Source organism: Acidobacteriota bacterium (assembly GCA_033549365.1).
Classification (GTDB): domain Bacteria; phylum Acidobacteriota; class Aminicenantia; order Aminicenantales; family Saccharicenantaceae; genus JAWSUF01.
Genome location: JAWSUF010000003.1, coordinates 204,855 through 227,432, shown reverse-complemented (window position 1 = coordinate 227,432; position 22,578 = coordinate 204,855). Strand labels below are relative to the sequence as shown.

The 22,578-nt window shown below is 57.6% G+C and carries 13 protein-coding genes; 7 read left to right on the top strand and 6 right to left on the bottom strand.

Annotated features, from left to right (window positions below; genetic code table 11):
* Position 1 precedes the first annotated feature (1 nt).
* From SCM96_06270 to SCM96_06250, 5 genes are all read right to left on the bottom strand, one after another.
* Positions 2-967, bottom strand: a complete 966-nt coding sequence (locus SCM96_06270) for a peptidyl-prolyl cis-trans isomerase (GenBank protein ID MDW7760225.1) — start codon at positions 965-967, stop codon at positions 2-4.
* Positions 964-1,974, bottom strand: a complete 1,011-nt coding sequence (locus SCM96_06265) for a peptidyl-prolyl cis-trans isomerase (protein ID MDW7760224.1) — start codon at positions 1,972-1,974, stop codon at positions 964-966. The genes SCM96_06270 and SCM96_06265 overlap by 4 nt, the downstream gene beginning before the upstream one ends.
* Positions 1,956-5,393 (bottom strand): transcription-repair coupling factor, encoded by a 3,438-nt coding sequence (gene mfd / locus SCM96_06260; GenBank protein MDW7760223.1) that lies wholly within the window; start codon positions 5,391-5,393, stop codon positions 1,956-1,958. The genes SCM96_06265 and mfd overlap by 19 nt, the downstream gene beginning before the upstream one ends.
* Before the next feature lie 346 nt (positions 5,394-5,739).
* Positions 5,740-7,878, bottom strand: a complete 2,139-nt coding sequence (locus SCM96_06255) for a DUF5916 domain-containing protein (GenBank protein MDW7760222.1) — start codon at positions 7,876-7,878, stop codon at positions 5,740-5,742.
* A 240-nt stretch (positions 7,879-8,118) separates the two neighbouring features.
* Positions 8,119-9,294 (bottom strand): gamma-glutamyl-gamma-aminobutyrate hydrolase family protein, encoded by a 1,176-nt coding sequence (locus tag SCM96_06250; GenBank protein MDW7760221.1) that lies wholly within the window; start codon positions 9,292-9,294, stop codon positions 8,119-8,121.
* Between the two features lie 189 nt (positions 9,295-9,483).
* Between SCM96_06250 and SCM96_06245 the strand changes: the two genes are divergently transcribed.
* The 7 genes from SCM96_06245 (at position 9,484) to SCM96_06215 (ending at position 20,030) form a co-directional block, all read left to right on the top strand.
* On the top strand, positions 9,484-10,869 hold the full coding sequence (locus SCM96_06245) for a TolC family protein (protein MDW7760220.1): 1,386 nt from the start codon (positions 9,484-9,486) through the stop codon (positions 10,867-10,869).
* An 11-nt stretch (positions 10,870-10,880) separates the two neighbouring features.
* Positions 10,881-12,035 (top strand): efflux RND transporter periplasmic adaptor subunit, encoded by a 1,155-nt coding sequence (locus tag SCM96_06240; protein ID MDW7760219.1) that lies wholly within the window; start codon positions 10,881-10,883, stop codon positions 12,033-12,035.
* 29 nt (positions 12,036-12,064) lie between these two features.
* A complete protein-coding gene (locus tag SCM96_06235) occupies positions 12,065-15,391 on the top strand; it encodes an efflux RND transporter permease subunit (GenBank protein MDW7760218.1) in 3,327 nt (1,108 codons plus the stop codon).
* A gap of 169 nt (positions 15,392-15,560) precedes the next feature.
* Positions 15,561-17,267, top strand: a complete 1,707-nt coding sequence (locus SCM96_06230; protein ID MDW7760217.1) for a carbamoyltransferase — start codon at positions 15,561-15,563, stop codon at positions 17,265-17,267.
* Complete coding sequence (locus tag SCM96_06225; protein ID MDW7760216.1) at positions 17,264-18,223, top strand: polysaccharide deacetylase family protein; 960 nt, start codon at positions 17,264-17,266, stop codon at positions 18,221-18,223. Before SCM96_06230 ends, SCM96_06225 begins: the two co-directional genes overlap by 4 nt.
* Positions 18,224-18,310: 87 nt before the next feature.
* On the top strand, positions 18,311-19,270 hold the full coding sequence (locus SCM96_06220) for an NAD-dependent epimerase/dehydratase family protein (protein ID MDW7760215.1): 960 nt from the start codon (positions 18,311-18,313) through the stop codon (positions 19,268-19,270).
* A 4-nt stretch (positions 19,271-19,274) separates the two neighbouring features.
* The gene (locus SCM96_06215) at positions 19,275-20,030 is read left to right on the top strand and encodes a glycosyltransferase family 2 protein (protein ID MDW7760214.1); all 756 of its coding nucleotides are present in this window, start codon (positions 19,275-19,277) and stop codon (positions 20,028-20,030) included.
* Here SCM96_06215 and SCM96_06210 read toward each other — a convergent pair.
* Complete coding sequence (locus SCM96_06210; GenBank protein MDW7760213.1) at positions 20,027-22,447, bottom strand: glycosyltransferase family 39 protein; 2,421 nt, start codon at positions 22,445-22,447, stop codon at positions 20,027-20,029. The two genes, SCM96_06215 and SCM96_06210, sit on opposite strands and share 4 nt — an antisense overlap.
* Between the last annotated feature and the right edge of the window lie 131 nt (positions 22,448-22,578).

Here is a 22,578-nt window from a genome sequence, read left to right as displayed (position 1 = left end):
TTCAGAGATTCAGGGGGTTCGGTTTGAGAATCTTGATATAGCTCTGTTCTCTGAGTTTCTTGAGAAACTCATCCAGTTTCTTCTGTTTCTTTTCCATGAAGAGGTTTTCCTCAACGTCTTTCCGGGCATCCTCAAAGGGCCGGAGGCGGCTGGGCGTTTTCTCTTCCACATGGAGGCGATACCAGCCGTTTTTCGTCTCGACCCAGCCGCTGATTCCGCCCGTTTCAAGAGTCGCGACGACATCTTCAAGCACAGGGTCCAATTCGCCCTTCTTGAATCGACCCAGATCGCCCTCGACCTCATTGAGCGGGGGATCGGAATGGGTCCCGGCTACGGCGGCCAGAGATTCTCCGGCCTCGATCGCGGCGTCGATGGCCTGCTTTCTGACTTCCAACTCATCCGCGGAGGCGGGGGCCAAATAAACGGCCCGGATCTGGAACTCCTCGGGTTCCGTGAATTCATCGGGAAAGCGGCGGTAATACTGGACGATCTCGGAGTCGTCCAGGACAATGGATCGGTCGACCTCCGTGAAGATCACCGCCTGCTTCTTCAGATTCTCCTCCATCTCGGCGATCCACTCGTTGTATCCGATGCCCTGTTGCTGAAGGGCCCGGCGCAGATCCTCGTCCGTCGGGATATTGTTTTCCTCTTTGATGGATTCGATGGTCATTTTCAGCTGTTCGCCGACATTGATTGCCTCTTCCCTGGCTTTCTGCATGAGCAGGATATCGGTGATCATCATGTTGAGAAGCTCGTTCTTGAGATTCTCGTACTGTCTCTCAAAAGCCTCTCCCTGAAGCTGGGCCCTCATGAGGGCCATTGTGGATTCGAATTCCTGCCGGTATTCCGACAGGGTGATGATGTCGTCGTTGACGACGGCGACGATCTCCTCGACGACGTCCTGCGCGGCGAAAGACACAACCGCGGCGGCGAGGATCAGAACGGTGGCGGCACGTTTCGTTTTCATGATTCATCCTTTGGGTCGGCGAAAAACAGATTGTCGGGATAGGCCGTCCATTCCATATCCGTCCGGAGGTCCTCGATATGAGAGGCCATGGCCTCCTTGTATTTCCTTTCGAGGATTTTCAATCGGATGGACGGCGCGGCGTCGCTTTCGGAAAGCAATTCCGGGGGGTAGCGCTTGTCGAGGCGGAAGATATGAAAGCCGTAAAAGGATTCCACAACGCGGCTCAAGGCGCCTTCCTCGAGGGCGAAAACGACTCTTTCCATTTCATACGGGAGGTCACCGGGCTTGAAAACGCCCATTTCGCCTCCTTTAAAAGCCTCCGGACCGAAAGATTCCTCCCGGGCCAGCCTGCGGAAGACGTCTTCAGGCTCGTTTTCCACCCGGCGAAGGATGGAAACCGCCCTTTGCTCGGTATCCACAAGAATCTGGCTCACCCGCACGCGTTCGGACAGGAGGTATTCCTTCTTGTTGGCCTGATAATATTCGCGGATTTCCTCATCGTCGACAGGGATATCCTTGATGACTTCGTAGGTGTATTTTTCCACGAGGAGCCGGTCATAAAGCCTTTCCTCGTCCGTGTTGTCCAGAACCGGACTTTCTTCCGGAGATCCACCGACGGATTTGGCCAAAAAATCGCGTTTCTCTTCCCAGGACAGGGTCAAACCGCTCTTCCGGGCGGCCTGGAGGAGCAGCTTTTCTTCGACGAACATGTCGAAAAGGCGGGCCAGGATCTCGGGGGACAAGGCGGTGGAATTCCCTCCCGGAATTCTCCGGATGTAATTCTCCAAATCCCCATTGTTGAAAAATACACCCTCGACGACAAGGATGATCTTTTGGGCTTGTTCGGGGACAAGGGTCTCGAGACTCTTCCGATCCGGGATTCCGGAATCGGGCTTCCCGCAGACGGAAAAGGCCAGGAGACAACAGGCCGCGGCCGGCGCGGCAATCCAACGCCATTTCGGTTTCAGGGTTTTCATCTTCAGCAATTTCAATTCATTATAGCCCAACCGGATAACTCCTTCAAGATCCGGATGGTTTCATCCAGAATCTCGCGGTCGCTGTGCACTCGAATTCGGAGAGACATGACGCCTTGGGGAGAAAACGAGCCGCTGCGGGCCTTCAGGATGCCGGAAAGCCGGGTCAGCTCGACGGGTGTCGAAGGAGACAGCTTGATCAGGATCCGATCCCCGTTTCGGTCGACGGATTCGGCCAGAATTTGCCGCGAAAGAAGCTTGACGGCACCGAAACGCAGGAGACATTCGACAGTTTCCGGAGGTTCGCCGAAGCGATCGGCGATTTCGGAGCGGATCCGGTCGACTTCGTCCGGGTCCTCGATCGAGGACAGCCGTTTGTAGAGATTCAAGCGGAGATTGACCTGAGGCAGATAGTCTTCCGGGACGCGGATGTCCACCCGGAGGTTGATGACGCATTTCACATCCTCGACGGTTTCTCCCTTGAGCTCCCGGACCGAGCGGTCCAGAAGCTGCATGAAATAATCGAAACCGACGGCTTCCAGCACGCCGTGCTGGCGGTGCCCCAGAAGATGCCCCGCACCGCGGATTTCAAGGTCCCGTGCGGCCAGACGGAATCCCGAGCCGAGTTCGCTGAATTCCTTGAGTGCCGTGAGCCTTTCGCGGGCCGCCGGCGTCAACTCGTGGGCGGCCGGGACGAGGAAGTAGGCGAAGGCCTGCCGGGCCGAACGCCCGACGCGACCCCGGAGCTGGTAGAGCTGGGCCAGACCGAAGAGGTCGGCCCGATCGACGATCAGCGTGTTGACGAGGGGGATGTCGATGCCGTTTTCGATGATGGTCGTCGAAACCAGAATGTCGGATCGGCCTTCGACGAAATCCATCATTCGCTTTTCGAGCTGGGCTCCGGCCATCCGGCCGTGAACCACGGAAACCCGGGCCTGGGGGACAAGCCGGAGCATGAGGGCCGCGGCCTTGTCGATATCCTCCACGCGGTTATGGAGGTAATAGACCTGTCCCCCCCGCCCCAGTTCGTGACGGATCGCCGAGGCTACGAGATCCGTATTGAAGGGCGTGACCACGGTGTGGACGGCCAGCCTGTCCCGGGGCGGCGTCTCGATGAGGCTGATATCCCGGAGTCCGGCCAGGGACATGTTCAAGGTCCGGGGGATGGGCGTCGCCGTCATGGTCAGGACATCGACCTGGGCTTTGAGTTCCTTGATTTTTTCCTTGTGCCGGACACCGAACCGCTGCTCTTCATCGACAATGAGCAGGCCGAGATCCTTGAAGGCCACGTCTCCCGAAAGAAGGCGGTGAGTCCCGATGACGATGTCGACGAATCCCCGGCGAAGATCCGAGAGAACTTCGGCCCGGTGTTCGGCCGACTGGAAACGGGACAGGGCTTCGATGCGGACGGGAAACAGGACCATGCGGCTTCGGAAGGTCGTCAGATGCTGGCCGGCCAGGACGGTCGTCGGGCACAGGACCGCGACCTGCTTGCCGTCCATGACGGCCTTGAAAGCGGCCCGCATGGCCACTTCGGTTTTGCCGTATCCGACATCACCGCAAAGGAGCCGGTCCATCGGCTGCGGCGATTCCATGTCCCGCCGAATCTCCCGGATGGCCCGCAGCTGGTCGTCCGTTTCCTCGTGGGTGAACATCCGGTCGAACTCCGTCTCCCACTCTCCGCCCGGGCTGAAGGCGAATCCTTTGGCGGCTTTTCTGCGGGCATAGAGATCGAGAAGCTCCCGGGCCACGGCCTCCACCGCCTTCCGGGCCCGGGTTTTGGTTTTTTCCCATGTCTGCGTGCCCAGTTTGTCCAGATCGGGCCGCGTCTCTCCGGAGGAGGAAAATTTCTGAACGAGATTCAGGTCCTCGACGGGCACGAGAAGCGTATCTCCGTCCCGATAACCGATTTCGATGAATTCGCGGTTTTTTTCCTCGACGGCGAGTTTTCTCAGGCCCTGAAAAACGCCGACGCCGTAGTCAACGTGGACCACGGTGTCGCCGGATTTGAGATCCTGGAACTGGGAAACAAAGGATTTCCGGACGGCCCGGCTGACAAGGACTTTCTCCTCGGTGAAAATATCCCCTTCGGCGAAAACGACGACCTTGTCCCGGGGAAAAGAAAATCCGCGCGACAGCGCGCCGAGGAGCAGGCGCACATCGCTCCGTCCCGAGGATTCGAGCGGAGCATCGGACTCCACGGCGGGAATGCCGTGCTCTTCAAGCAGAAGGCCCAGGCGCCGCCGCGTCCCCTGATCCCGGAGAAAAATGGAACATCGGTCGCGCTCCCTGTGAAGCCGGGCCAGGTATTCCAGGAAGAACGGAATGCGGTTGGCGAACCGGGGGACGGGCTGGGAAATGAAGGAGACCGCCGGACCTTCCTCGTCCCGGGACAGGTCTTCGAAGTGGAAGGCCCGGGCCATGAGTAGATCCCGCAGCGGGGGAGGAAAGATGTCATCGGGCGAAAGGGCGAACATCCCCGCGTCCCGAAGCCCCTGGTATTGGCTGTTCCACTCTTCTGTTCTTTCCCGCCAGTCCTGCTCCAAAGCGTCCGGATCATCGACGATCAAGACGGCATCCGAGAGAAAGCGGGAGAACGGGGCGAAGCGGTCCTTCTTCAAGACGGCCGCATATGCAAAAGACGGAATAATCTCTCCGCCGGCCAGAGCTTCGACCTTGGCTTCGAAATCGCGCCGTGCTCCGGAGGACAGCCTGCGGGCCTCCTGCGTCCATTCCCGGAAAAAAACCGGATCGCCCGGAAATTCCCGGAGAGACGGCACGATGATGCGGGATGCGCGCCGGATCGACTTCTGGGTTGCGGAGTCGAATTCGCGAAGAGAGGCGACGCGGTCGGCCGAGAGCTCGATCCGGACCGGATTGTCGAGCCAGGGCGAGAAGACGTCGATGATGCCCCCGCGCGCGGCGTATTCGCCCGGGGAAGCGACAATGTCTTCGCGCGCGTATCCCCAGGCTTCCAGGGTTTCAAGAAGAGATTCGCGCGAAACGGACGTCTCCGGGCTGAGATCGAGAAAAGATTTTTCCAGATCTTCCGGCGAAGGGAAGGGTTTGAGCAAGGCCGGAAGGTTGGTGACGCAGACCGAAGGTCCGGGGCCGGTGAGAGAATGGAAAAACCGCATCCTCCGGGATCGGGCCTCGAGTGAAGGGGGAATTTCCTGGTAAGGGCTGTCCGACAGTTCCGGAAAAGAGACCGCTCCACGATGGGGCCCGAAAAGCGAAAGGAAGAAGGCGCAGGACTCGGCCGGCGGTTTGAGGGCCCGCCGGGAGGCCTGCACGATGACGACGGTCCGCCCGGTCGTTCGGGCCAGGCCCGCCAGAAGATAAGGCCGGGCGGCCGCAGCCACGCCCCGGATGGACACGCCGCTTTCGCCCTTGTCGACAAAGTGGACCAGTTCCCTGTATTCCGGGGAGTCGAAAAGAAAACCAAGGCTCACCCCGCCATTATACCCGATTAGGTTCGACGCAGCCGGAATGGTGAAATGCATCGGCACCCGCTTTTCGGGCTCGGGTGAATCCCTTCACAAGACGTGTCCGAGCCCCGGCGAGTCTCGTCCACTCCGGTTCCGGGTCTCGCTCTCCTCAGCCTCCGGCTTCGGATCCGTGCCCGCTCGACCCTCCAACGGCTTGTTCCGGGATCCCCCCTGCGCCCCGCGGAAGCCTCCTTGCTGGAGACATAAAGGTACAACGCAGCCGGAATGGTGAGATCGGCTCGCCCGAAGGGTTAAAACACCGGAAAAAGAAAAGAGTGATAATCTCCGGTGTTTTAACGCACGACCCCAGCTAAATGCGGAGCCAGTAGGAGAACTTGAGAAACACACTATAATTCTGCCGGTCGTAGGGCGCGCCGGGCATTTCGCGGATATAGTTGCTGTCAAAGCCGAGGAAGAACAGGGTGCCCGGCCGGAGGACATAGCTCACGAGAAAGCTGCCGAACATTTTCTTGTGGAAGTGGTTGTAGTCGACAATGGCCCGGAGCGAAAGCGATTTCGAAAGCTGGTACGTCGTCCTCTGGCGGATGACGTTGTAATCCCAAAGCTGTTCCCCGCCCCATTCTCTCCAGAACGTCTGTTTGGTCAGATCGAGCCCGGCCTGAACGCGCTGGCTCGGCTTGAAGTTCAGCGACAGCCCGTACGTGTTGCTGCAGCCGAGGAAAGCGTCGTCGGGATCGTAATTGATGCTGTTACCGGTCCGAAAAAAGAAGTAAAACGGCATCCAGCGGATGAGCATGAGCTGGCCGTTGGCCGAAAAGCCCGTCTTCTGAAAATCGATGCCGGCAAAACGCTCCATTCCGTTTTCGAACTGAAGAAAGACCTGGTTGAATTCCGTCAGCCGGAACTGGACATTGGCCCGGAGCCAATCGTCCTGAACGCCGGGCCCGGAATAATCGAACCTCCGGCCCGCCTGGAGCCGCAGCTGGACTTGGTTCAAATAGGGCTTGTCCGTATAAATTCTGTAAGAGGCGAAGCCGCCGGCGCTCCGATAGTCCACGCGGTTGATAAAGCCCGATGAGGCTTCGAAATCCGGATGCAGCGATTTCCAGAAGCCGCCCACGCTCCAGTTTTTCGTGAAGTAATAGAGCTCGCCGTAGAGAGCGGGCGCAAGGTCCGTCTGATCGCCGTCATAGCTCGTTTTCGACGCCAGGGCCTGGAAGGAAAAGAAGATCCTGTCCCTGTATCGGAACTGCCCGTCGAGTCCGGCGGCCCGGTTCCAGGACCCGTTGATTTGCTTGTCGGCCAGCGAAAATCCCATGTAGGAGCCCTTCCCGACATCGGCCTTGATGCGGGCGATATTGAACAAGGCGGCGTCATGCGTCTCCGAGCCGCCGTTATGGACATCCCAGAGGCTTTCGGTCGGCGTGCGATCCCAGGCGGAGATCAGGCCATAGGTGAAGAGACCCGTTTTGCCGGAGGCCTTGACGCCCCACAGAGGATCGATGATCCGTCGCGTGTAGACCATTTCGATTTCAGGGAACTGGAAGATCTCCATGCCTTCGAGGAAGAACGGGCGTTTTTCAGGATATCGCAAGGCGTAACGGAGGTTGTAGTCGATCTGCGGTGCATCGGTTTCGATATGGCTGAAATCCGGATTGAGCGTGAAGTCCAGGGTCATGTTGGAACTGACCCCGTACTTGACATTGACCCCGGGCTGGACGTCCATGGCGTCACCCTCTCTTTTGAGCGAGGTCAGCACGGGCATGATCTCCAGATTTTTGCCTCTTTCCACGGGACCTTCGATAACAAACGACCTCCCCTGGGTCAGAAGGCCGGGGATTTCTCGGGAAAACGTCGGCCAGAGAATCACCTCGCCCGTCCGTTGCACGGTGCGGCCGAGGGTGATGTTCCAGATTTGGGTTTCTCCCGGGGGAAAGCGGAGGCTCTTGAAGGGGATGGCGGCCTCGACGGTGTAACCGTTCTCATCGATTCTTCCATCAGAGAAAAATACGGCATCCCAACTGATATCCATATTGTCGTTTCCACCCTCTTCCATCCGCATGGCATCCATCTGGATTCCGTAAGGATTGAGGAAGAAGGAAAAGGCGCGGCGCTTCTCGTTGAAGGTGTCGAGGAAAACGATGATCCAGTCGTCCTCCATGATGTTGTCGCGCGTCGTGATCGAAGCCCGGATTCTGTCCGGTTGGGAATCGTAACAGCGGAAGGCGAAATAAAAGTTCTTCTCGTCATAGCCGAGGTAGGCCACGGTCTTTTCCGAGGGAACGCCGTTTTCCTTGGGGGAGAGCTGGACGAAATTTTCGATCTTGAGCGCGTGATCCCAGACGGGATTATCCAGCGTCCCGTCGATTTTCGGGGCCTCGGGAAGCCGGGGTATGACCAGCCGCTGAGCGGTCTCTTCGGCCGCCGCAGGGGCCGCCGAAACCATCAGGGCCGAAAGGAAAGCCACGATCATCCATCCATTATTCATTGTCTTCATCCTGCCTCGATTTCACTTCACACTCATAAAGACGCAGGTCAGACCGGAAAAGTTCATCGCGGCAAAAAAAAGCCCTTCCTCCGAGCCAAAGCCGAAAGAAGGGCTTTTCACAGCCGGTGAGCCTTTTAGCCTCCTGCTCAGGAGGACAATGGGCAGCCGTCTTTACAATGGGCCACGCGAGGCGTCATGTAGCGCTTCATGGCACTCTCCTTTGCTTATTTCATACATATACTATCTTATTTGTCGACTCTTGTCCAGCGCGGCAAATGACTCCTTCAATGCCGCCCCGAACCAATGCCAGATTTTCCGGTGAAACTCCAGGCTCCCGGCCGTTTCTTCGATTCTCTCCTTGTAGCTGATCGGTTCCGGGTCGTCCGGAGAAAGCCGGAATTTCGGCTCGTCCTCCCAGAGAAGCGGGTGCTCCGGGTGAAATTGTACGGCCAGCACATTCGGAAAAACGCCGTGCTCGAGGGCTTCGACCACCCGGCCGTCCCGGGACCGGGCCGCGACAACCCATCCCTTGCCCGGTTTGTCGGCCGCCTGATGGTGCGAGCTCAGGATCCACGGCTCGGAGGCGGGATCCAAGCCCATAACCCGGACGAAGATTCCGTCCTTTTCCAACCGCAGCGCGTGAAAGTTGTATCCCGTCAGACCGCTTGCGGGATGAAGTCGGATATGAGGATTGTTGTGCCACTGCTCCCGCCCCAAGGCTTCCGCATCCTCGAAGGTCTTCACGCCGTAAGTTTCCATCCAGATATCCTGGACCAGAGTCCCGCCCGTGGCGCCGTTAAGTGTCTGGAGGCCCAGGCAGATCCCCAGAACCGCGAATTGCGGCCGCAAGACCAGAAGTGGATCGAAGCGTTCGTCCTGGAATCCTCCCAGGAAATGAAAGGCCGCCGAGGCTTCGAGAAAATGTCTCCAGGGATCCTGAATGACGGTCAGAAGATGGGTCTTGCGCTCATAGATTGCGGGCGGAAGGTCCGGACCGCCGAAAAAGATGACGCCGTCGGTTTTCCGAACGACGGCTTCAAAAACCGGCGTCCAGTCGTTCCGGCTGTAAAGCACGTCCGCGGGCACTTCGGCCTCCAGTTCATGGAAACGGATCCAATCGATGCCGTTTTCCGCGGCGTGCGTCCGCGATTCCTCATAATCCGTTTTTTCCTTGGCATGGTAGAGCCCGACAACCGTGAGTCCGGGAACATCCAGGAGGCCGTGCTTCATAAGCCCGGACAGCGCCCGGAGTGTGAAGACCGAAGGATTGAACACGGCCAGACGAATTTCCGTTCGCGGCTCCGGCGCCGAATCGAGATACCGGTGATCAGCCGTCCCGGATTGCGGTTGAGCCAGGGCACCGACAACAACCGCCAGCAAGAACGGGAAGAGCCCGAAAAACACGCATTTCTTCATGTCTCCACCTCGGAGGCATTATACCTGATTTGTCTTCAAGAAGTTTTATACATACGATTTAAACATCTTTTTCCAATGTGCTATAATTCAGTTGATCTATTCACAAGTCGAGCCGGCTGCAGAGGCAAGGCAACGATTTCAGATGGTTTTCGTAGAATAAACCTAACTCTATAAAGAAGGAACGATCCCATGACCGTAAACCTCACCGGCGGAAGAATATCCGGACGCCGGAAACGCCTCCGGTTGATCGGCGGCCTGCTCCTGGCCGCTATCCCCCTCTTACCCTCGACGTCTCGAGCCGGCGAAGTCCGCGCCTTCAGCCTGCAGGCCGCCCGCGAATTCGCCGTCGAGAACAGCTTCGAGGCGCGCCGTTCCCAAATCGACGTCCAGACGGCCCGCCAAAAGCTCAAGGAAACCGTGGCCGTAGGCCTCCCCCAGATCAGCTCAGCCGTCACCTACAACAACAACCTGAGGCTGCCGACAAGCCTGATCCCCAATTTCTTCGAAGGCAAGCCCGAAGAGAAGATCCCCATCCAGTTCGGCACCCAGCACAACGCCACGGCCAATGTCCAGATCCAGCAGCTCGTTTTCAACGGCAGCTATTTTGTCGGCCTGCAAACCGCCGGACTCTACCAACAGGTCGCGGATCACGGGTTGGAGAGAACCCGGCTCCAAGTCCGGGAAACCGTGACCGGAACCTACTATCTCATCCTCGTGACTGCGGAAAACGAACGCATCCTTAAATCCACCCTGGACAACATCACCAAAACCGCCGGCGAAATCCGGGAACTCCACCGCGAAGGCTTTCTCTCGGAGACCGACGCCGACCTCATCCAGATCACGGTCAACCAGATCGAAAACACGCTTCGGACTTTGGAAAAGCAGCGGGACATCGCCGAAAAGCTCCTGAAATTTCAGATGGGCCTCGATCTGGAGGAAGACATCACCCTGACCGACAGCCTCCAGACCATCATCAGAAACGTCGACATCGCCTCCGCACTCGACTCGGAATTCAACCCGGCGGAGAGCGTGGACCTCAAGCTGGTCGAGGGTCAGGCCCGGCTGGCCGAGCTGGCCCTGAAAAATGAAAAGGTCAAATCCCTCCCCACCGTCTCCGCCTTTTTCACCTACCAGCAGAACGCCTTTCGCTCCCAATTCGACTTCTTCAATTTCGACCGCAACTGGTTCCCCTTCCAGATCCTGGGAATCAACATCAGCCTGCCTGTTTTCCGGAGCGGTGCTCAGAGCGCCCGTATCCAACAGGCCGGTCTGGCCGCGGAGCAGGCCCGCAATACCGCGCTCCAGGCCGCCCGGGGTTTGGAACTCGAGGATGAGCAGGCGCGGACCCGCCTGTCCTCCGCCCTGGACAATCGGCGGACCATGGAAGCCAACCTGGCCCTGGCCGAAAGGGTCTACGACGTGACACGAGAAAAATACCGGGAGGGCCTGGCCTCCAGCCTGGAACTGACCCAGGCCTCCGACAAACATCTCCAGGCCCAATCGTCCTATATCCAGGCCCTTCTGGACCTTCTGAACGCCAAAAACCGCCTGGACCGGATCCGACAAGCCTATTGAAGGACAACGCCATGAAACGAAACAAGACCGCATCTTTCGCCCTGATCGCCGCAATCCTCGGGACGACCCTCGCTCTATCCTGCCGCCCCGGCGATCCCTCGAACCGCATCCGAAAACTGGAAAAACAGCGCGACGCCCTGACCCAAGAGATCGATCAATTGAAAGCCCGCCTCTCCGGACCGCAGACAACCTCGGGCCGAACGGCCGAGGCGCCGATTTCCGTCCGGGTCGAAACCGTCGTCCCGGGCGTGTTCCGGCATTTCATCACCGTCCAGGGCGTCGTCGAATCCGACGCCAATATCCTGGTCCCGCCTCTTTCTCCCGGCCTCGTGAAAACCATCCGCGTCAAAACCGGCGACCGCGTGGCCAAAGGCCGGATCCTGGCCGAACTCGACGCCGCCGTTCTGGAAAGCGGGATCGCCGAAGTGGAGCACGGCTTGGTCCTGGCCGAAACCATCTACGAACGCCGAGCCCGCCTCTGGGAGAAAAAGATCGGCAGCGAGATCGAATTTCTGCAGGCCAAAAACAACAAGGAGGGCCTGGAGAAAAAGCTGGCCACGCTTCAGGAACAGTTGAATCTCACCCGGATCACGGCCCCCATCGACGGCGTCGTCGACGAGATCATGATCAAGGAGGGCGAAATGGCTCCGGCCGGTTTCGGGGCTTTCCGCATCGTCCGGATGTCCGGCCTCAAAGTCAAGGCCTCTTTGTCCGAAAACTACGTCGGCCGGGTGCTTCGCGGCGACCCCGTCGGTATTTCCATCCCCGTCCTCGGCCGTGAATTCGAGGGCCGGATCGACACCGTCTCCCAGGTCATCGACGCCCGGAACCGGACGTTCCATGTCGAAGTCCTCCTCCCGGCCGGCGAGCCGGGAATCAAGCCCAATATGCTGGCCGTTCTGACGATCAACGATTACACCAACCCTGACGCCCTGACCATTCCCCAGAACGTCGTCCAGGAAACAGGCGCAGAGAGATTTCTTTTCATCGCCGTGGACGAGGGAGGGCGGATGAACGCCGTAAAGAGAACCGTCCGGATCGGTCAAACCTATGACAACCGGGTGGAGATTCTCGAAGGTCTCACGTCCGGCGACAGGGTCGTGACATTCGGATTCCAACTCGTCGCCGACGGCCGTCCCATCGCCGTCGACGGAGACTCCCGCTAGCCGAATCCGGCGACGGAAGGACGCCAACCATGAAGGATCGCGAATTCAAACCCTCCAGCCGGGCGGTCGACGGCCGCACGACGATCTTCATTCTGACCATCCTGCTGGTTCTCTTCGGAATCATGCAGTACCAGGCCACGCCCAAGGAGGAAATGCCCGAGATCGTCTTCCCCTACTACATGATCGGGACCATCTATCCGGGAACCTCCCCGGCCGACGTGGAAAACCTCATCACCCGTCCCCTCGAAAAGCGTCTCAAGGGCATCAACGGGATCAAGCACATCAACAGCAACTCCATCCAGGACTACTCGTCCATCTTCGTCGAGTTCCAACTGGGTGTGGACGAAACCCAAGCCTACCTGGATGTGCGGCAAGCCGTGGACGACGCGCGCGGAGAACTTCCGAGCGACCTCTTCCAGGAGCCCCAGGTCAGAAGGATCGATCTCTCCGAAATTCCCATTCTCTACATCAACCTGACCGGCGATCTCGGTCTGGTCCGGCTGAAACAATTGGCCGACGATCTCCAGGACAAAATCGAAAGCCTGGAGGAAATCACCCGGGTGAATATCGTCGGCGCCCTGGATCGGGAGATCCAGATCGATGTCGATCTCTACAAGATGCAGGCCGCGGGACTGAGTTTCAACTCCATCCGGGGTGCGATCGCCTCGGAAAACCTGACCCTTTCGGGCGGCCTGGTCGCCTCGGACGGGATTCGGCGGAACTTGCGGATCGTCGGGGAGTTCAGCTCGGTCGATCAGATCCGGAACATCATTCTTCAGGACGGCATCGCCCTCAAGGACATCGCCGAAGTCCGGGACGGGTTCAAGGACCGGGAAAGCTTTTCCCGGCTCGACTCCGAGGACGTCGTCACACTCAACGTGATCAAACGGGGCGGCCAAAACCTGATCAGCGCGGTCGAAAAAATTCAGGTCATCCTCGAGGAATTCGAGTCCTCCGCCCCCGCCAACCTGGTCGTGACTCTCTCGGGCGACAGCAGCGCCAGAACGCGGAACGCCGTGAGCGATCTCTTCAACACCATCATCCTGGGATTCCTGGTCGTCTTCTTCGTCCTGATGTTTTTCATGGGCCGCATCAACGCCCTCTTCGTCGGCGTCGCCATCCCCCTCTCCATGATCATCGCCTTCATTTTTTTCCCCGTGGTCGGATTCACGCTGAACCGAGTGGTTCTCATGGCCTTTATCCTGGTTCTGGGCATCGTCGTCGACAATTCCATCGTCGTCGTCGAGAACATCTACCGCCACTTCATGACCACGGAAAACCTGCCCATCATCCCCGCGACCAAGCGCGCCGTGGGCGAGGTCGCCCTGGCGGTCTTTACCGGCACCTTGACGACGATCGCCCCCTTTTTCCCGCTCATTTTCATTCCCGGTATCGCCGGGAAATTCATGTCCTACCTGCCGATCACGGTCATCATCGCTCTCACCGCCTCGCTGTTCGTGGCCTATTTCATCAATCCGGTCTTTGCCGTGGCCTTCATGAAATATATCCCGCGGGAACCCGACGCCAAGCCGGGACGACCGAGCCGCAAAGCCCTGATTCTGACGGGCGCGGCGATCGGCCTGGCCGCCATCCTTTACGCCTCGGGACGGATTCTTCCGGCCAATATCCTGGCTTTCGGCGTCCTCGGCTACTACCTGACCAAGTACGTCACCGACCGCCTGATCGACCGTTTCCAATGCCGCGTCTTGCCGGCCTTGATGGCTTTCTACCGGAGAGGACTGGCCTTTTTCCTCAGGGGCCGGCGGCCTTATGCCGTCGTCGTCGCCGTCATTCTGCTGTTCTTTTCCTCTTTTTTCCTGATGGGGCTTCGCCCGCCCCGGGTCGTCTTTTTCCCGAGCGGCGACCCCAACTCCGTTTACGTCTATATCACCATGCCGGAGGGAACGCATATCGATGTGACCGACCGCATCTGCCGCCAGGTCGAGGACAGGATCGCCGGGATCATCGGCCACGATAATCCGGACGTGGAGTCCATGGTCTCCAATGTGGCCGTCAACGCCGGAAGCGGCATGTTCGAAAGATTCGCCCAAGACAAGCTGGCCAAGGTGACCTTGAACTTCGTGGAATACAAAGACCGCCGCGGACCGCGCACGACGGCGGAAATCATGGAGGATCTGCGGCGCGAGCTCCGGGGCATCCCCGGAGCCGAGATCCGCATCGAGGGCGCGGCCATGGGTCCGCCGTCAGGCGCTCCCGTCAACATCGAAATCAGCGGCGACGACATCGACGCCCTGCTCGACATCGCCGGCCGGCTGGAGACGTTTATCGAGGGTCTGGGCATCCGCGGACTGGAGAAATTCAAGGCCAGCATGGAAGTCAACAAACCCGAGATCATTCTTGAGATCGACCGGGAAAAAGCCAATCAACTGGGCGTCTCGACGGCCCAGATCGGCGGCGCTCTCCGGACTTCGATCTACGGCAGCGAAATATCCCGTTTCAAGGAAGGCGAGGAAGAGTTCCCCATTCAGCTTCGGCTTTCACGCCGCTACCGGGACGATCTTCCCGCGCTTCTCAGCCAGACCCTATCGGTGCCGGCCCGGGGAGGAAACCCGGCCAAAGACATCCCCATCTCCGCCGTCGCGAAAATCTCCACGCTCACAAGTTACGGCGGGATCACCCGGATCGACAACACGCGGGTCCTCACTCTCAGCGCCAACGTCTTCCGGGGCGCGAACGCCAACGAAATCATCCGGCGGATTCGGGGAGAGTTGCCGCGCTTCGAGATCGAGCCGGGCTACACCGTGGCCTTCACGGGGGAGCAGGATTTCCAGCGGGAGGTCGGAGAATTCCTGGGCAAGGCTCTGGTCATCGCCATGTTCCTGATCTTCATCATCCTGGTCGCCCAGTTCAACTCCCTGTCCAAGCCGGTCATCATCATCGCCCAGATCTTTCTCAGTTTCACCGGCGTCCTGCTGGGCTTCACCCTCTTCCGGCTGGAGTTTTCGATCATCATGACAGGCATGGGGATCATCGCCGTGGCCGGAATCGTCGTCAAGAACGCCATCATCATCATCGACTACATGGACAAGCTGCTGAGGGAGGGGGGGGATTTTTCCGCCGCCGTGGTCGACGCCGCGTCCACGCGCCTGACGCCGGTCATCCTGACGGCCCTGTCCACGATTCTCGGCCTCCTGCCTCTGGCCGTCGGCATGAACATCAACTTCCAGACGTTCTTCACCCGGCTCAACCCGCAAATCTCCTGGGGAGGCGACAACGCCGCGTTCTGGAATCCCCTGGCCTGGACGATCATCTTCGGTCTGGCCTTCACGACGATCCTGACCCTGGTCGTCGTCCCGGCCATGTACACGATCGTCTTCCGGAAACGACGGCTGTAAAGAAGGGCCAAGCTTTCGTCCGGTTATCTTGTCATTGACATCGCCAAACAAAGATCGGTATATTATCACGCTGATCCGTAAAAGATTCCGGCGTCTCCTCTCCGAACACGGCCGGTGTTCTCATGAGTCCTGGTGAGCAGGAGCAGGGGAAAGACAGGTGGAGGATGGCATGTACGTTCTAGGGATTTCCGCTTATCTTGCGGACAGCTCCGCCGCTCTGGTCAAGGATGGTGTCCTGGTCGGAGCCATCGAGGAAGAAAAGCTGGTCCGAAAAAAGCATACCGGTGAGTTCCCGCGCCGGGCGATCGAATTCCTTTTGACCGAGGAAGGCGTCACTTTTGAGGATATCGACCACGTCGCCTTCTTTTTCAAGCCTCTCCCGGCTCTCTGGCACCGCATTCCGCTCATTCTGCGGCACTTGCCCGGCTCACTGGATTTTCTCGGGTCTCACGGAAGCGAATGGATGCAGATGTTGAGGATTCAGTCCTTCCTCCGCAGGACTTTTAACGCGGAAAGAGCCAAGTTCAAGTTTCACAATGTTTCGCATCATGTCTGCCATGCCGCCAGCAGTTTTTTTCTGTCCCCTTTTGATTCAAGCGCCGTGATCACGGTGGACGGAGCCGGAGAGTGGGAAAACACGGCTTTCTGGCACGCCCAAGGCACCCGCATCACCCGCCTGCACCGCGAATGTTTTCCCAACTCCCTGGGCTATCTGTATGCCGCCGTCACACAGCACCTGGGATTTCGACCCAACAGCGGTGAAGGCAAGGTGATGGGCTTGTCGTCATACGGCGATCCCAGGACCTATGAGGCCGAATTCGAGAAAATTCTATCCTACAATGACAACGGCCGATACCATATCGACCTGACATATTTCGACTATCACCGGAACGCGGCCTCCATCAGAAACAGCAAACGATGGGTTTCCCGGAAATTCATTGACCGGTTCGGGGCGATGCGGGAACCGGAATCCCAAATCGAAAAGCGGCATGAGGATATCGCGGCGGCCCTGCAATCGGCTTTCAACAAGGTTTTCGTGCACATGGTCAACGCCCTGCACCGCATGACCGGAGAAAGCAATCTCTGCATGGCGGGCGGCGTGATTCTGAACTCCGTCGCCAACGGTTATGCGTTTCGCCGGAGTCCTTTTCGCGACGTCTTCATCCAACCGGCCGCCGGAGACGGGGGGACAAGCGTGGGCGCCGCGCTGGCCGTCTATTATCGATACAACGCGCTGCGCCGGGAGAGTCCGAGCCCCTATATTTTTACGGGTCCGGAATTCCAGAAAGCCGAAATGGCCGCCGCAATCGAAAAAAAAGGCCTGGCCTATCGCGAAGTCCCCGCCGCGTCAACAGCCGCACGATTGGTCGCCGAAGGGAAGATCGTCGGTTGGTTCCAGGGGAAACTGGAATTCGGGCCTCGGGCCCTGGGGAATCGGTCCATTCTGGCGGATCCGCGCCAAGCGGACATGAAGGACATCATCAACGCCCGGGTCAAATTCCGGGAACCCTTCCGGCCCTTTGCCCCCACCATTCTGGAGGAGCGCCTGGGTGATTATTTTGACTACGCCTATCCCACTCCCGTCATGCTGTTGGTCTATGATGTCCTTCCGGACAAGAGGGCCGTCATCCCTGCGGTCACGCATGTCGACGGGTCCGGACGCGTTCAGACGGTTTCAAAAAAAGAAAATCCTCTGTATTACGACCTCATCCGGGAGTTTGAGAAAATCACGGGGGTGCCCGTCGTCCTGAACACGTCCTTCAATGTTCGAGGTGACCCGATCGTCTGCACTCCCGAAGACGCTCTGGAGTGCTTTTTAAATTCCGGCATGGATCATTTGATCATGGCGGATTATCTGGTATCCAAAAACGGATGAGCCGCTTATCGTCTTCGGCCGGAGTCGGTCTGCACTTTGATTCCTTCCGGGAATCCATGGGCCTGATGGGCCTCCGCGACCGGACGTTTCATCAACCGGATCCGTTTTTTCTCAAAACAGCCCCAAGGCTTCTTGAGATCGCGGAGGACTACGGGATCAAGCTGACCATCTTTGTCATCGGCCGGGACCTCGAGGATCCGGCCGTCGCGGATCAGGTCCGGGCATGGCAGCAGCAGGGACACGAAATCGCCAATCACAGCTATTCCCATGATCACAATCTTGGAGATCGATCTCAGGAGAGCATCACGCGGGAGGTCGTCGAGGCGGAAATTCTGATCGAAAAGACCACCGGGACCAAACCCAAGGGATTCGCCGCCCCGGCCTGGAGCCTCAGCCGCCGGCTGATCCGGGTCCTGATCAAGCGTGGGTACAGCTATGACGCGTCACTTTTTCCTTCCTGGATAAAGATCCCGATGATGTTGAAGCTCAAACTCCGCTCCCCGCAAAAAAGCCGGTTTCCGATTTTGAAAAGATCCGATCTCAGCGCTAATTTTCTGGGACATTCGGAGCCGCACAGGCTCGGTGATACCTCCTTATGGCGCAGCGATCCAAATGGGATTTGGGAGATCCCCGTCCCAACAAATGGATTTTCGGCAATTCCCTGTTACCACACCATGGCTTTTTTTCTCGGGAAAAGGCTGTTTCAATCTCTGTTACGCCGGTGTTCAGGACGGCAGGATTTCTTATATTACGTGATCCATCCTCTGGATATTTTGGACCCGGACAAAGATCTTCGGGATGTCGACGGCATCCCGCTGTCCCTCTTGGAACGGGCCACCGTCCCGATTCAAAAGAAAGTCGATCTGATGAGAACGGCGTTTGAGTCGATTTCGTCGGAGCGACGCGTCCTGCCCTTGAAGGACGCTGTGCGTCTCTTTGAAGGCGGGAAGACCTGACCGGCGGGAACGGCAGGCTTCGCTCTAGAAAAAAAAGACATTCTGTGGCACTATGGGCATGTTTTGGTTTCCAAAAAGGAGTCTGCCATGTCCCACCGCATCCTCGTCACAGGGGGCGCCGGTGCCATCGGCAGCATCCTTGTCAACCGTCTTCTGGAAGATCCCGACAATGAAATCATCGTTCTCGACGATCTCTCCTCGGGACATCTCGAAAATCTTCCGCTTTCAACCCGCATACGTTTCATCCAGGGGCGCGTCGATTCCGAAGAAGATCTGGATCGGGTGTTCGAGGCCCCGGTCGAAGACATCTATCACCTGGCCGCCAACTTTGCCAACCAGAATTCCGTGGACTTCCCGCAGAGGGATCTTCAAGTCAACGGGATGGGCACGCTCAAGCTCCTTCAGCGGGCGACCGAACATAAACTGCGGCGGCTGATCTACGCATCCTCCTCCTGCGTCTATGGACATCGAGTGGAGCCGCTGAGCGAAACACTCCGCGAGTTCAGCCTGGACACTCCCTATGCCATCACCAAGCTTCTCGGCGAACATTACATGCATTTTTTCCACCGGCATCACAGTCTGCCCATCGTCATTCTCCGCTTTTTCAATGTCTACGGGCCCAACGAGCGTCCCGGTCGATATCGCAACGTGATCGCCAATTTCCTCTTCAAAGCCATGCGCGGTGAAACCATCACGATCACGGGAACGGGCGAAGAAACCCGGGACTTCAACTTCGTCGAGGACACGGTTCGCGCGATTCTCATGGCCGCACGATCGGAATCCTCTGTCGGACACGTCTTCAATATCGCCTCGGGCCGGGAAACGAAAATTCTGGACATGGTTCGAATGATTCTCGACATCACCGGATCCCATTCCAGAACGGTTTTCGCGCCGAAACGGGACTGGGATTCGGTTCTTCGTCGTGTTGCCAACGTCGGAAAGGCCCGCAAGATCCTAGGCTACCAAGCGGAAATATGTCTGGAAGAGGGGTTGGCGCGCTATCGGGATTGGTTGATTAAGCAGGACGAGCGCACATTCGCATGGTGACGGCGTGATCCACATTTTTCTTCCGGCTTACAACGAGGAAAAAGGACTCGCGGCTCTTTTATCACGGCTTCCCGCCGTCATGGCCTTCTCGACCGAGCCCTGGCGGGTCGTTGTGGTCGATGACGGCAGCCGGGATCGCACGGCGGAGGTCGCCACGTCCTTTAGAGATCGTTTCGACGTCCATCTCATCCGATTCGACCGGAACAGGGGCGTAGGAGACGCGTTCCGGGAAGGGCTCCGGTCCATTTGCGCAAGCAGCCCGACCCCTGAGCGGGATATCTGCATAACTCTGGATTCCGATAACACGCAGGATCCCGAAAAGATCCCGGCTATGGTGGAGAAAATTCGGTCGGGTACCGACATCGTCATCGCCTCACGTTTCCGAAGAGGGGGAGGGATGATCGGCTGTCCCTGGAAGCGGGTTCTGTTCAGCAACGCCGTTTCCCTGTTTATGCGAACATTGACCCGTCTACCCGGAGTCCGGGATTTTTCAACCTTTTATCGGGCCTTTCGCGTCAGCATCCTGATCGAGGCCTTTGATCGATACGGCGATCGGCTTCTTTCGGGGAAAGGATTTGCCGCAGCGGGAGGATTGCTTTTAAAAACGGCCGCCCTGACATCGCATATTTCCGAAGTCCCTTCGGTACTCCGTTTCGAACTGAAATCCGGAAGGTCGGGGATCAAGATCTCGAGAACCGTCCGCGGTTATCTTGAACTCATGCTGGATTATGTCCTCACCCGGGGCTACCGGAAGTTCTAGGGAATCCGTTCGATGATGTTCAGGCCTTCGGGATTATTTCGGTCCGGAATCAGGATCACGAAATCCTGAGGAGACCGGACGCCCTCAATTCTGAGTTGGATTTCGAGGCGGGCGGGCCGGCGCGTATCCAGAATCAATCCTTTGACCCAACCGTTCCTGGAAATCCCGTGAAAGCCGAGATGACGCCCGGCTTTGGAAAATCCGTCCGCCTCGCGAATCCGGAATTCCCGCACACGGCCGATCCTGCGGGAGGAACGGATAAGACCGGAAAACCTCCCCCTCTCACGGCTCCACCAATAGATGCGACACCACCGGCCATCCTGGCGGATAAAAAAACCTGAATCCATGTTTCGGATCCGGCCGATTCTTTGGACAAGTTCAACTTCCTCTTCCGGCGTCTCCGCCAGGGAACAAGCCTGAATCAGCTTCTTTTCCGCCTCGTCACTCCGGCCTTCAATAAGAAGCGCATCGCTCTCGGCGGCATGGACATGCAGTCGAAATGAAGAATCATGGCGGTTTCCGTCACCGATTCTCCCGAGCAACGCCTGGGCGTCCCGCGCCGCATCCTGCCGGATCGCCTCGGCGGCATTGTGAAATAAAAACATGTCGATACCGTCGGAAAGATTTTCCAGAATATGCGCATGGGCGTTCAGACGCGCATAGCCCAGCTTTTGGAGCATGGCATCGACCCGCCGGGTTGGGAGACGCTTCTTCAGTCCGGCCCCGTTCAGGGAATCCAGAATAGCCAAAGCCTCCTCGTTTTTCCCGGTTATCAGTGCGGTCCGGGCCAGAAAAAGATCGATTTCGAGACGCTTGGCCTCCCCAATCTCCAGCGACTTCAGGAATTCCATCAAGCGTGAGATCTTCACTCCCAGAGGCTGATCCATGTCGGGATAGGAGATCAATGTGAAGGGCGGGAATCTCATGACAGAAATTTCGCCGGAGATGTCCCGAAGACGCTGTGCATCGGCTTCGTCGAGAGACGCGGTCTCCAAGACCATCCAGAGTTTCATCGGTCGCGGATAATTCCACATGAAATAAACATTCCCCCCCTCGAAGAACGCAAGGCTCGGCCGGCCAGTTCGCGGCAGATGCATGGGTTTTGCGAAGACATAGGCCAATTGACTGATGGCGGCATCAGACAGGACGACTTCTTCGTCCTCCACCCGGTCTTTCATGTAATCGACAAGGGCGCCGTTTCTGGGAAATGATCGCATTTCCCAAATCGTGAACCGAAACTCGCGGACCAGCAGAATCTCTCCGACCAGAACCGCAGAGACCAATAGACCCCGCAGAACAATTCTCATGGAAACAGGCCCGGCCTCAATCAGGGAATCCACGGTCCCCAACCCCCGGGCGATGAGAAGAAAGACTATCGGCAGCAGAAAGATGAATTTATTGGTTTGGATGGTTTGGAAATTGGACGCCGGGTTGGAGAGAACGAAAAGCACGAATGGGACCGTAAGATAAAGAATGAAGAGAACGATTTCCCGCATTTTGTTTTTCAAGCCGGCGGCCAACCCGATAATTAAAAGCAGAATTTTCAAAAAGAAGAGAAGCGGCCAGGCATAATAGTCCAGCAACCGAAGAATGACATTCTTCGAATAAGACAACATGGATAATTCGACTTCGCCTTTGAGAAAGCCTAAGGCAACGCTCTGAATGGCATGGAAAAAGCTCACTTCACCGACCTGAGGGTTGCGAGTCGGCAAGTATAGCAAAAAGATGACAAGAAGAGCCCCCCCCACGGCAATCCCGAAGCGGAAAAAAAGGCGCAACGCCGGATGATCCGTTTGGATCCTCCTTTTTTTCTTCCAATGCAATGCCGCCAGATATCCGATGTAGAGGGCATGGACCGGCAGGATAATCAACATAAAAAAATGCATATAAACGCCGACCACCAGAGACAGCGCATAACAGGCCCAAAAAACAGTCCGGCCTTTTCTCACCGCGAGGAGAAAAAAATAGAGCGCGAGAAGGGAAAAAAGCAACATTCCGGAGTATCCACGCGCCTCCTGGGAATAATAGATCAGCACTCCGGAAAAAGCGCTGAAGACGGCCGCGATAACCGCTTCTCGTCTCCGCCGGAAGACCAACCCGGCCAGAAGATAAACCATCGCAATAGAGATAATTCCGAAAACGGCCGAGGGCAAACGGGCCATGAATTCAAGAGGGCCGAGATGAAGGATGAAATGCAGAATCGCCGGATACAGAAGGCTTCCTAAATTATGGGACAGGATGACCGGTAACGGCTGGCAGGCCGGAACGACCGTGTGATAAGGCTCATCATCGTAAAGAGGCCGGGCGCCGAGATAGGACAGGCGCAGAATCGAGGCTGTTATCAGAATGAGGACAAAAACGACAATCCCAAAAGTCTTTCGCTTCCGGTCATTGAACATCTCAGAATCCAGGCTCATGATAGTATCCCGGCTTGGTATGGATGTCAATTTCAGTTATCGGGCGGGCTTCTCAGGCTTCCTTTTGTCTTCGGCGGCAGCTCATGAGATCATGTGTCCTTGACATGCCCCCGAATCGAAATCTATACTTT

Bases quoted from the DNA above. Each gene is read 5' to 3' on its own strand.
- SCM96_06245 (MDW7760220.1), top strand. From the start codon at position 9,484: ATGACCGTAAACCTCACCGGCGGAAGAATATCCGGACGCCGGAAACGC.
- SCM96_06270 (MDW7760225.1), bottom strand. From the start codon at position 967: ATGAAAACGAAACGTGCCGCCACCGTTCTGATCCTCGCCGCCGCGGTT.
- SCM96_06210 (MDW7760213.1), bottom strand. From the start codon at position 22,447: ATGAGCCTGGATTCTGAGATGTTCAATGACCGGAAGCGAAAGACTTTT.
- SCM96_06230 (MDW7760217.1), top strand. From the start codon at position 15,561: ATGTACGTTCTAGGGATTTCCGCTTATCTTGCGGACAGCTCCGCCGCT.
- SCM96_06255 (MDW7760222.1), bottom strand. From the start codon at position 7,878: ATGAATAATGGATGGATGATCGTGGCTTTCCTTTCGGCCCTGATGGTT.
- SCM96_06225 (MDW7760216.1), top strand. From the start codon at position 17,264: ATGAGCCGCTTATCGTCTTCGGCCGGAGTCGGTCTGCACTTTGATTCC.
- SCM96_06250 (MDW7760221.1), bottom strand. From the start codon at position 9,294: ATGAAGAAATGCGTGTTTTTCGGGCTCTTCCCGTTCTTGCTGGCGGTT.
- SCM96_06240 (MDW7760219.1), top strand. From the start codon at position 10,881: ATGAAACGAAACAAGACCGCATCTTTCGCCCTGATCGCCGCAATCCTC.
- SCM96_06220 (MDW7760215.1), top strand. From the start codon at position 18,311: ATGTCCCACCGCATCCTCGTCACAGGGGGCGCCGGTGCCATCGGCAGC.
- SCM96_06235 (MDW7760218.1), top strand. From the start codon at position 12,065: ATGAAGGATCGCGAATTCAAACCCTCCAGCCGGGCGGTCGACGGCCGC.